General features: G+C 38.4%; 8 protein-coding genes. 4 read left to right on the top strand and 4 right to left on the bottom strand.

Going from position 1 to position 8,020, the window contains the following annotated elements; genetic code table 11:
* Positions 1-371: 371 nt before the first annotated feature.
* The gene (locus CK510_RS22210; RefSeq protein WP_095723768.1) at positions 372-2,462 is read right to left on the bottom strand and encodes a serine/threonine protein kinase; all 2,091 of its coding nucleotides are present in this window, start codon (positions 2,460-2,462) and stop codon (positions 372-374) included.
* A gap of 172 nt (positions 2,463-2,634) precedes the next feature.
* On the opposite strand from CK510_RS22210, the gene CK510_RS22205 reads away from it, so the two are divergent.
* Positions 2,635-3,120: a hypothetical protein gene (locus tag CK510_RS22205; protein ID WP_095723765.1), complete on the top strand. Its 486-nt coding sequence runs from the start codon at positions 2,635-2,637 to the stop codon at positions 3,118-3,120.
* A gap of 236 nt (positions 3,121-3,356) precedes the next feature.
* Here CK510_RS22205 and CK510_RS22200 read toward each other — a convergent pair whose 3' ends face one another.
* Entirely contained in the window at positions 3,357-5,702 is a 2,346-nt protein-coding gene (locus tag CK510_RS22200) for a dynamin family protein (RefSeq protein WP_095723767.1), read from the bottom strand.
* A 233-nt stretch (positions 5,703-5,935) separates the two neighbouring features.
* Between CK510_RS22200 and CK510_RS22195 the strand changes: the two genes are divergently transcribed.
* Positions 5,936-6,160 carry a KTSC domain-containing protein gene (locus tag CK510_RS22195; RefSeq protein WP_095723764.1) on the top strand — a complete coding sequence of 75 codons (225 nt, stop codon included), beginning with the start codon at positions 5,936-5,938 and terminating at the stop codon, positions 6,158-6,160.
* Between the two features lie 65 nt (positions 6,161-6,225).
* Positions 6,226-7,242: a serine/threonine protein kinase gene (locus CK510_RS22190; RefSeq protein ID WP_095723763.1), complete on the top strand. Its 1,017-nt coding sequence runs from the start codon at positions 6,226-6,228 to the stop codon at positions 7,240-7,242.
* Positions 7,243-7,324: 82 nt separating this feature from the next.
* Here the strand turns inward: CK510_RS22190 and CK510_RS22185 are convergent, their stop codons facing one another.
* Positions 7,325-7,543 (bottom strand): DUF6887 family protein, encoded by a 219-nt coding sequence (locus CK510_RS22185; RefSeq protein ID WP_095723762.1) that lies wholly within the window; start codon positions 7,541-7,543, stop codon positions 7,325-7,327.
* Entirely contained in the window at positions 7,540-7,725 is a 186-nt protein-coding gene (locus CK510_RS22180) for a DUF6888 family protein (protein WP_245912308.1), read from the bottom strand. The genes CK510_RS22185 and CK510_RS22180 overlap by 4 nt, the downstream gene beginning before the upstream one ends.
* Positions 7,726-7,867: 142 nt before the next feature.
* On the opposite strand from CK510_RS22180, the gene CK510_RS31960 reads away from it, so the two are divergent.
* Positions 7,868-8,008 carry a hypothetical protein gene (locus CK510_RS31960; RefSeq protein WP_158224947.1) on the top strand — a complete coding sequence of 47 codons (141 nt, stop codon included), beginning with the start codon at positions 7,868-7,870 and terminating at the stop codon, positions 8,006-8,008.
* Positions 8,009-8,020 lie beyond the last annotated feature (12 nt).

The following is an 8,020-nucleotide window of genomic DNA, read 5'->3' as shown; positions in this document are numbered from 1 at the left end:
TGTCAATAGGGTTTGAGATGCGCTAACCCTGAGTATATTCCTTTAACCGTTATAGTGTCGGTTGTATTAAATACCAATATTTAAAAAATATCAGATAGACTCCAATACTGCTCGGTTAAGCCTTTTTTGGGCATTAGAAACAACCAAATTTCAAGGGTTGCAGCCTAATTTATTTCCTTAACCGAGCAGTATTGAGATAGACTCTCCAACATGCTTTCGCTTGACCTTTGAGATGTCTATACTATAAATGGTTAAAAAATCGACTTTTCGTTAAACGAAAACTGAGATTCTTAAGCCTCTCCCCTTAGTAAGGGGAGAGGTTGGAGAGGGGTTTTATATTAGTCAACCTTTAATGCATTCGCAGTATATTACTACTGCTCATTCTCTTCTTGCTTGGGATTTTCCGTTGCTTCCGAATTCCCAAAATCAAATAAACTGTCGGGATTAAAAAAATTATCCTGCTTGTTCTCTGGCTTGGGATTTTTCTTTTTCTCAATGTTCTGGGATTTATCAACCTGAGATTTCCCAGCTTGATTACCTTGCTGCTGTTTAGTTAAATTTTCAGCTTGTTTGGATATGTTATTAGATATATTATTAGCAGCTTGCTGAACCAGAGGATTAATTTTATCTTGCCAATATTTAATATTAGGTAACTTGTCAGGATTATTTCGATAAGACTGTACCTTGTCCCAATTACCCTGGGCAACAGCTTCGTCAATATCCTTAAATAAAGCCTCAGCCTTAGTCCAGTCGTTCTGCCACTGGGAAACCATCTTACCAGTTTCCTCAATACTCGCAGGCAAAGATTTCAATAAATCTAAAGCACCTTGCAAATCCCCAGACTCATACTTTTCCCTTGCTTTTTCAACTACTTGTCTATTTTCTGCTGGAGAATTACCCCCATTCGGTTGTGCAGAAGTCGTTGGTATGGGTTCAACCTGACTAGTTTTTCCTTGCTCAGTATTTTCACTGTTATTGCCAGGAAAAGTTAAGAAATCAATTGGATTTTTGGACTTTGGCTTTGGCTTCGGTGCGGGACGGTTTGCAATGACACTACTATCATTTATCGTTCGCATTGCAATACCTTTATCCCGCAGGCAAGTTATCCACTCTTCATTATTACCTACCACATCCGAGTGAACCCACGCCACCTTACCAGTATCCAATCGAACTTGTACCCAACCTTTCTTGGTTCGCGTTCCCGTAACCTCAAACCCAGTCTTCTCACTTGCGGTTTGTAAAATCGTCTCGCTTGAAATCGCAGTCGGTTCCGAACGAATATTTGCTTTTTCGCTAGTCACAGCCATACAGGTTTGTGCTGCCAAACTATTACCCTTCGTCCAATTTGCCGTAAAACCCTGGACATTTTTGACAACCCCAGGAGCAAAATAAGCAGCACCTCCCGCAAGTAACATCAAAATCAATATTTGCAGCAAATCGGGACCAGTTGCACCTCGATGCACAGGTTTTGCACTTGCGATCGCAGCTTGGGGTTCTCGGTTTCCTGGTGCTACTGCGATGGTTTTTTGCCGTGACTGGGGAGATGGAATTCGTGCGATCGCGTAGCTTTTCTCGCTACTGTATACTTTGGGGTATTCCTGCACAGAAGATACCCTCGCAGGCATAAAAGTCCGCAATGCTTGTAGTGCTTCCGGCGCATTTTGGTATCTATCTTTAAAATGATACCGTACCATCTTATTTAATACGGTTGCTAATTGCTGGTTAACTGGTACTAAATGTTGCCACAGAGTTTCACCTGTGTTTTGGTCTTCTTGCAAATCCATTGGTGCAATCCCAGTCAATGCCTGAATCGCAATGATTCCTAATGCGTAGATATCACTATTCGGACGCGGTTTCCCCTGTCCTTGCTCCGTAGGCATGTAGCCGGGAGTGCCGATTGCTACGGTAGCGGATTGCTGAATTGGTGCATTACGTATTTGACGAACACCTGGATATGAACCTGCACGCAGTTGCTTAACCGCGCCAAAATCGACTAAAACAAGTTTATTATCACTACGACGACGAATAATATTATCTGGCTTAATATCTCGGTGAATTCCCCCTTGGTGGTGGACAAATTCGAGAATATTTAGAATTTCATCTAAAAGTTGAATAACTTGTGCTTCCGTCCAGGTTTCACCAGAAACCAGTTCTTCGCTTAATGTATGCCCTTCAATAAATTCTTGTACTAAATAAAATTCTAGACTATCGTCAAAATAAGCTAAAAGTCGAGGTATTTGGTCATGATTCCCCAAACGTTCCAGGGTTTCTGCCTCACTTTGGAACAATCGCTTGGCAGTATCAAATATCTTAGAATCGCTACTAACAGGTTTGAGATGCTTGACCACACAAATGGGATTGCCAGGACGTTTGGTATCCTCTGCGATGTAGGTTTCACCAAAACCGCCCGTGGCAAGAACTCTGATAACTTTATAACGATAGTCTAGTAGCTTGCCAATCATATATCCTCCAAGCATGTTAACACCCAATTTGAACAGGTGGTAATAAATATCTCCAAATTTTCCACAGCAAAATCCGCTATTTTGATAAAAGATTTAGGCGAAAACCCAGTCTTTTATGAATATACTTTGTAATTTTTTGTAAATTTATTTCAAAATTCACATACAAGCACCCATGCCACCGAAAATAACCGACTCGAACCTATGGCATCAAGCAGAAATGCTGATGCAACCAGCATTTATCCGCGTCGTCGATAATATCCGCAAACAGCTTGACATATCACCCTGGAAAGGAACTTACCAAGACGTGTTAATTTGGGCTCCTGGCACAACTGAAGAAACCAAAGCAACAGTGACAAGGTTAGTTGAGGAACTGGAAACTGCGACACCGGAGCAAGCAGATGAAATTCGGCGAACCTTAGCAAAACTACCAATGCCCCATCCAGGATATCATCTGTGTTTACAGCGTCAAGAGCAGCAGGTACAGGTTGATTTGTGGGAGTTATGCTATGAGGTTTGTTTTCGGGATTACGTATCGGGGTATGAAGCAGTGGCTGTTGATACTAGTCTAATCGATGAACAGGGTGATGTGGATTGGAATCGGTTGGATTTGATGGCAAAGGAGTTGGTTGAGAGGGTTTTTGCCAAGTTACCTGAGTAGTTTTAGGGGTTTGGGGTTGGGATATGGCTTTAAGATTAAGTTCTGCTTATCGTAATAAAGCGTAAAGCCTCTGAAAATCGGGTTTCTCCTTAGGGAAAATCTCCAATCAACATAACAAACCGAGAAACCCGATTTTTCGCACCACCAAAAAGCATCAATAACCTTCACTTTATGAAGTACTTAGATAAGGGAGAAAACCCAAAAATTTGGGTTTTCTAATAATAAAAATTGTTTACTTACATTGGCTTCCATCGATTTAATGATTCTTTAATATCCTTCAATTGAGATAAATACTTAATCAATATTTCCTTTTGAAGATTTAATATTTCACGTATTTTATCTGCTTCTTCTTGTTTACTTTCCCGTTCTTTGAGCAAAAAGTCAAATTCATTTTGAAAGCTTTTGATATAATCGCTAATTTGTTGTTCAGCATTTCTGAAGTCTTTGGAAATTTGGTCTTCAATTACTCTTTCTAGAAGATGTTGATTTCGAGATACTTGTTCATCTATCTTTTGCTGGATTTGGCTGATTGTTTGACGCAAGTCTATTTCATAAAAATCAAGTTTATCTTCATATGGAACATCTACCTTGTAAACGTTATCTGATTTACAACAGCGACTTTCCGTTTTATCTTCTTTTCGAGTACGCTTAACTACTTCTTGTTGATGTTGTATTTTTGCATCAATCCCTTTAAATTCAAACTTTGGAAACTGGATTTCGTTAATATTTAACTTTACTTCTAAAGATTGTCCAAGATACTGAGAAATTTCATTTGATATTTGTTGAATATCTTCTTGTATTTTCAAGACTAAAGCTTCTCTTATTTGGGTTCCTTCCCTCACAAGCTTATCTTGAGTATCCAGCCACCAACTTTGAATGTGAGGTGAACAAAAATCATTAATAGTACTACTTATTTTTTGAGCTTCTTGTTTTGAATTGACTCTGATGATATGTGGGTCTGAATTATGTATACTTATGTTTGATACTTCTGGCATAGATTCGCGGAACTTGTCTTGCAAAGAAGAACGTGTTTTAAATATGGTTTTTGCAACTTTTGTAAAAGCTTTTGCACTAGGTATTAATTCTAATAAATTGATACCTATTTTTTCTGCAAAATCAACCCAGTCAAATTCTTTCTTGACTGTGGCTTGAGATAAAATGAGGTGACTAGAAGAAATCTGTTTCTCAGATTTCTTTTTTCTCGAACTAGCATAGCCATCTATTTCATTTTGGATAATTTCTTTTGCTTCAGAAGCAAAAATAGTCACATTTTGATTAAAACCTTGTACGAGCAACTTTTTTTGCTGTTCGACTGACTTCTTTACATTTTCTACCTTTCCCTTTGCTATCTCAGAAGTTCTTCTGTACTCTTCTATTTTTCCTTTCAATTCCTCAATACCCATTTCCCAACCACTAATTTGTGTATTGAGAGAATCTTCAATTGCCTTTGCAGATTTTTCAATGCTTGCTAAAACATCGCGAAGAAGATTCCATCCGGAATTTTGAGTAATAGTTTGAATGACAGTTTCTTGAATTTTAGGAATTCCACTATCAATTAAGGCTTGCGATGCAATTTTTCGAGGTGCGGGTATAATTTGATTTCCTTCCTCATCTTCTGTTGCATACCTGGAACTAAAAAACTTTTTAAAGTCTTTAATTTGACTTTCAGTCGCTTTTCCTTGGGTAATAAGCTTTGCTAAAAGTCCTTGTCTAGAACTAGCTGGATAAATAATTGGATTGGGAAAACCAAAGTTACTTAATTCTTGTCTTAAATCCTCTATAACATCATTTATCTCTCTATCTTTTTCTGTCTTTTGGTCTACTTTATTCAGGATAAAGTAAATTTTGCCTGTATTTCCTGCTAAAACTTCCTTCCTATTCTCGACAATATCCTTGAATAAATCGGAAACAGCATTATCTTTGTAGGAAGCATAATTTAACACGAACAAAATTGCATTACAGGTTCTTAGTGCTTCCAGTGCGGTTTGCTTGAGTGCTACTGTATTGAAGGTCGCAGATTCCCATTCATTTGGACCAGGAGTATCGACTAAAGTAAAGCCAGACAGGGATGATAAAGAATTGATAGCTTCAATCGGGTGTTCTATTTCAAAACGTGTAGTATTGTCAGGATTACCTGTTTCTCTAATTTCACGGGTACGTTTTAAGAATTTATCTTGAATCTCCTGTTGAATTTCTTCAGCTTTACCTTCAAAAAGAACAACAGGTTGAGTTTTCCCCTCTCGATATTCTAGAAGTCTTGGATTTTGGTTGACTGGTATATGCTTAACATCGGTACGGCAAATTGTACAAGCTGCGGTTTCACTCGCAAGAACATCTGCACCAATTATGGCATTTAAAAAAGTACTTTTACCTGCTTTCATTGCTGCAATTACAGCTACCTGATACTTCTGTTCCTTCAAAGCAGTTAGAGCTTTGTTAATATCATCTTCAAGACTCTGCAAACTTTTCGTCTCATCACCTTCGTTGATACGAGCTTGACGAATTTCATGTAGATATTGTAAGAGTTGTATACCAATTTGGTTGATGCTGCTGTGTGTTTCTTGAAATAGCTGGGATGACATAACTACCTTAATCTCAAAATAAATTAAGTTAAAACACGTATAGCTTAAATTAATAAATAAAATAATGGCTTCAGTGGTAGCACTTAGGGAATGAATATGATGCCTAAAGACTGCTTCTCCAGAGCATCCCACCTTGATATTCAATTTCATGTACAGATTTGTGTCGCAGCGTCAACCCCGATACTTTGTAGCGCTAGAATTTCTGGTACTTGTCCAAATTACTAAAGGATACTATGGAACCACAGCAAGTAGAGTCCAGTATGGTTCAGGCTGTAGGTTACGATGAAGGTTCGCAAACCCTCGAAGTTGTCTTCAGTAATGGCAAAACTTACAAGTATTTTCAGGTTCCGAAGCAAATATACGAGCAATTATTAGTAGCAGAGTCGAAGGGAAGTTACATGCAAGATGCGGTAATTGACTGCTACCAATACCGACAAATCCGTAAACGCAGTAAATAAATAAACCCGATTGTGGACGATTATATTTAAATTTAACTGAAAATTATACTTTTCAAAATTACAGTATGGCTTGGGTAAGTGGACAGAAACTACACAATAATAAGTATGAAATAAAACAAGAACTTGGAAGGGGAAGAGTTGCAATTACTTACTTAGCGGTAGATAGCAACAATACAAAAGTCGTAATTAAAACCTTAAATCCAGATATACTTAATCAACTTAGCGATCGCGATCGCAATTACCTAGAGTCAGGTTTTGCCGATGAGTCACGCAAGCTAGCATTATGCAAACATCCTAATATTGTCAGGGTGATTGAAAATTTTAAATACCAGCAATTAGATTGCATGGTGATGGAACATATCGATGGGGATAATTTAGGGAATATTCTCGCATCCCGTCGTCAAATCCCCGAAAAAGAAGCTTTAGGTTACATTCAGCAAATTGGACAAGCACTAATTGAAGTCCATAAACAGGGATTTTTACACCGTGATATCAAACCCGAAAATATTGTTTTGCGAAAAGGTACTTACCAAGTTGTTTTAATCGACTTTGACTTAGCACGGGGTTTTGATAGTCCCCTCACCAGTCGCGGAAATCGAGTAGATGGGTTTACCGCTATCGAATTATACTTTAATACAGCCAGAAGTCAACAGCAGCGAGGAGCTTGGACAGACGTATATTCCCTGGCAGCAACTTTGTATATGTTGTTAACAGGAGAAAAACCCGTTAGTAGTTGCGATCGCAAAGACAATAATATCGGCTTAAAGCCACCAAAAGAGCATAATTCTCATATTAGCGATCGCGTTAACCGTGCGATTATTCACGGGATGGAATTGGAAGGAGAAAAGCGTCCCCAAGCAGTGCAGGAATGGTTGGATGAGTTGGGATTAAAGCGTAAATTTTCCTTTTCTCGAATTCCCAAAATCCCCGTTTGGGCGGGAATTATAGGGATTCTATCAACATTAGCAATATTTGCGGCTTTAATATCCGGGGTTAAAGACGGTAGAGACTTGTGGAAAGATTTATTTCCCGATGCATCTCCCACACAAACGAATCCTGCAACAAAAGATACTCCGAAATAAAGACCTCTCCCTGGTTTAAACCTGTCCCTCCCCTCGCAGGGGAGGGACAGACTTGAATACAATTCAAGTCATGGAGAGGTCTTTAAGTATTATCCTGCGATCGCATTTTGCTCACACGTTCAATAAACTCTGGATAATTGTCCAAATCTTCCGGTAATTCAACAGGAGGCATTTCGATCCAAGTCGCTTCTGCATGTAATTTATCAACATACTGATGAAAAGCTTCCTTATCTTCTCGGTGTGTCAGGACATAAGTATGTAATTCCTTTCGACTCATGGTTTTAAAGTCAGGTTGGCTCATGCTACATACCTCCATCGACCATTAGGATATATTTCTATAATATTCTCTTCGCCTGCTAGGAGGAAAATATTTCCCGTGCGATCGTCAATCCGCAATAGGTTTATCGGTAAATAAAGTTTGCTAAACCACACACATAAATTAAAGCACTGTGTTTTCTGTTCTGCTGTTGGAGCCTTCAACACACCCTAAACCATAATTCGTTATTAGGAGAATTTTATCATTACAGGTTAAATATAAATATGACTACGTGGTTATACCCGCCACATTCAGGAAAATCATGTAAAAATCGAGAATATATGAAAAACTAACTCAAAAACTCAGTATATGTTCTGGAATGAAGGACAACTAATCCATAATAGTAAATACAGAATCGAAAGATACTTAGGTGGTGGAGGTTTTGCCGCTTCTAAAAATCTAGGTAAACCTAGTAAAGTCCACGGTGTAACTTTAAGCAATCTTTTCTAGTGTCTTGCGACT

Origin of the sequence: Brunnivagina elsteri CCALA 953 (genome assembly GCF_002289455.1) — a bacterium.
In the GTDB taxonomy this organism is placed as follows: domain Bacteria; phylum Cyanobacteriota; class Cyanobacteriia; order Cyanobacteriales; family Nostocaceae; genus Brunnivagina; species Brunnivagina elsteri.
Note: the sequence above shows the minus strand (reverse complement) of the source record. Positions and strands in the feature narration are given on the sequence as shown.